The organism is Mesorhizobium sp. M0983 (assembly GCF_040318975.1).
Lineage (GTDB): Bacteria > Pseudomonadota > Alphaproteobacteria > Rhizobiales > Rhizobiaceae > Mesorhizobium.
Genome location: NZ_JAMYNH010000054.1, coordinates 1 through 2,700 on the forward strand (window position 1 = coordinate 1; position 2,700 = coordinate 2,700).

At 61.0% G+C, this 2,700-nt stretch carries 2 protein-coding genes and 2 pseudogenes; 2 read left to right on the forward strand and 2 right to left on the reverse strand.

Translation table 11 applies throughout. The features are described 5' to 3' along the window. Positions 1 to 137: 137 nt before the first annotated feature. Positions 138 to 239 (reverse strand): annotated as a pseudogene (locus tag NKH71_RS33200) (LysR family transcriptional regulator); the annotation flags it as partial. Between the two features lie 574 nt (positions 240 to 813). Here NKH71_RS33200 and NKH71_RS33205 point away from each other — a divergent pair. Continuing rightward, positions 814 to 1,089 carry an acyl carrier protein gene (locus NKH71_RS33205; protein ID WP_023679611.1) on the forward strand — a complete coding sequence of 92 codons (276 nt, stop codon included), beginning with the start codon at positions 814 to 816 and terminating at the stop codon, positions 1,087 to 1,089. Further along, positions 1,090 to 2,295: a beta-ketoacyl-[acyl-carrier-protein] synthase family protein gene (locus NKH71_RS33210; protein WP_023679610.1), complete on the forward strand. Its 1,206-nt coding sequence runs from the start codon at positions 1,090 to 1,092 to the stop codon at positions 2,293 to 2,295. On the opposite strand, the pseudogene NKH71_RS33215 reads toward NKH71_RS33210, so the two are convergent. Next, positions 2,282 to 2,442 (reverse strand): annotated as a pseudogene (locus NKH71_RS33215) (LysR family transcriptional regulator); the annotation flags it as partial. The gene NKH71_RS33210 and the pseudogene NKH71_RS33215 overlap by 14 nt on opposite strands. Positions 2,443 to 2,700: the final 258 nt, after the last annotated feature.

Here is a 2,700-nt window from a genome sequence, read left to right on the forward strand (position 1 = left end):
CTGATGACAAACCGCTCAGCGGCAGCGCAAGATCGTTCATGGTGGGTGTGGTCTCCGGGAAATGGTTCGGATCGGCTTAAGCAACCAAATCCTACGTCATTTCAACGGCTTGCGCCACGTCCACCAACCCCCATGAATTTGGTTAGGTTGATGCGGCGTGCCGCCGCCGCGAGGCCGCGCTCGCTCAGCAGCGCGTCGAGAACGACGAGAAGATTCAGATCGAGCCCTTTGAAACGCATGTCTTAGCTATCCATAGCGTGGATGAATTTGATTGAAACAAACGATTTTACCAATTTTCCGGAATGTCGCATGGACTTGGCAGGACCTCACGTGCGCCGATCACTGCCTCTATCGCGTGGCGAGTCCCTTGAGAAGAGCCCGAAAGAGGAAATCTGTCGCGTGCGGTGGAGATTGTACTGGGAATGAGAGGCAGCGCTCCGATCATGGCGAACTCTCCGACGAATGGCGGACCGGTACAATAGTTGATCGCAATGGTCCGGAGCTATGAAACATCTCGATTACATATGAGGTGCCGAGTGAATACGCTGACAGCACCCACCGTCGCAGCGTTTAGCTGACGTTTGACGACGGTTCCTATCCATTTACACGCAGATTCTTGATGTGCTGGCGCAAAAGCGGGAGGCCGGCGACTTTTCTTCGTCATCGGGCTGACGCCGCAGAAGCCGGAACTCGTCCGGTTCCTATGGGCATTGGGCTTGGTCGGTCGCACAGGCTCTATGAGGGGCAATTTTGGCAACGCGACGCGACTCGGGTTTTGAACGACGCCGAAAACACAAGCTGGAAAGGAACAAGATGGCAGATCAACTCGCCAACGAAATAATCGCCATGATCAAGAAGCGCGCCGCGTCGGAGGGCGGCATAGCGCCTGCCACAGGCGGCGAGATAACGGCTGCCACGGGACTGACTTCGCTCGGTATCGATTCACTGGGATTGGCGGACGTTCTCTGGGACCTGGAGCAGGCTTACGGCATCGAGATCGAGATGAATACGGCCGAGGCATGGTCGGATCTCCAGAATGTTGGGGACATGGTGGAAGCCGTGCGCAGCTTGCTCGCTAAGGGGGTGTGAATGGACAGGCGCGTCGTGATTACTGGGATTGGCGGGATTTGCGGGCTTGGGACCAACGCCGCCGCCATTTGGAGAGAGATGCGAGAAGGCCGCTCCGCCATCGGCCCAATCGTCAACTCCGAGCTCCATGAATTGAGGGTCAGGATCGGTGCCGAGATCAAGGCGCTGCCGGAGCATGACATCGACGGCAAGCAACTCATCTCCATGGACCGCTTCAGCCTGCTCGCTGTGCTTGCGGCGCGCGAAGCCATGCGTCAGGCCGGACTTTCCTCCAAAGAGGGAAATAGCTATCGCTTCGGTGCGACGGTGGGCGTTGGCGGCTGCGGGTGGGATGCGATCGAGCAAACCTACCGCGCCATCCTTCTGGGCGGTAAGCGTGCCGCTCTCTTGACTGTACCCAAGGCGATGCCGGGTGCCGCTGCCGGCCAGGTCAGCATGAGTCTCGGCCTGCGCGGGCCGGTCTTCGGCGTCACGTCCGCCTGTTCCTCGGCAAACCATGCGATTGCCTGCGCGGTGGACCAGATCAGGCTCGGCCGGGCCGACGTGATGCTTGCCGGCGGCAGCGAAGCGCCGCTCATATGGGGTGTGCTGAAGGCATGGGAAGCGATCCGCGTGCTTTCGCCCGATACTTGCCGGCCATTCTCGGCCGATCGCCAGGGCCTGTCGCTTGGTGAAGGCGCCGGCATGGCGGTGCTGGAAAGCTACGAGCATGCCCTGGCTCGGGGCGCCACCATCCTTGCCGAAATTGCCGGTGCCGGCCTTTCCGCCGATGCGTCCGACATCGTCGCGCCGACTGTCGAGGGGCCGGAGGCAGCAATGCGGGCCTGCCTTGCCGATGCCAGGCTGGACGCCGAGGATGTCGACTATCTCAACGCGCACGGCACCGGCACCAAGGCCAACGACCAGATCGAGACGGCGGCGATCAAGCGCGTCTTCGGTCAGCACGCCTTCTCAATGTCCATTTCTTCTACCAAGTCCATGCACGCGCATTGCCTCGGCGCGTCCGGCGCGCTCGAGTTGATCGCCTGCGTGATGGCTATCCGCGAGAGCGTCGTGCCGCCGACTGCCAATTATCGTGAGCTGGACCCCGATTGCGATCTCGACGTCACGCCCAATGTGGCACGCGAGCGCAAGGTGCGCGTGGCACTGAGCAACTCCTTCGCCTTTGGCGGCACGAACGCGGTTCTGGCGTTCAGGCAGGTGTAGAAGCCATGAGAGATGCTTCCGGCAACATTATCTCTCGCATCCAGATGCTTGCCGGATAACTATTGTGAAGGGCGGGTCATTGACCGCCTCGGCGAATGCGGGAAGTGGCAGCGGAAGCTCGACGGGGGGTATCGTCTTTGCGAAATTCTTAACTGTTGAAGCGGCTTGGACGTACCGCCGCCCCGTAAAAGGTAAGCGAGGCCCTGCGGGCTCGGCTTGAGGGTCTGAAGCTGTACACGACAATGTCTGGAAGCCGCAGAGTCGGCTCTGCGCCCGTTATTGTCGCCTGAGTGCTGCCGGCCCGGCCGCGCCGCGGGCGCGTCAACGAACTCCTTGAACCTGCGGACCTTGCCTGTCTTGGCCGACGCTTCGAAGCGCGCCGTCGTGCTGGCCTCCAGATCCGCG

What these genes read in the sequence shown, in the direction of transcription:
- NKH71_RS33210 (WP_023679610.1), top strand. Translation starts at nt 1,090, where the DNA reads ATGGACAGGCGCGTCGTGATTACTGGGATTGGCGGGATTTGCGGGCTT.
- NKH71_RS33205 (WP_023679611.1), top strand. Translation starts at nt 814, where the DNA reads ATGGCAGATCAACTCGCCAACGAAATAATCGCCATGATCAAGAAGCGC.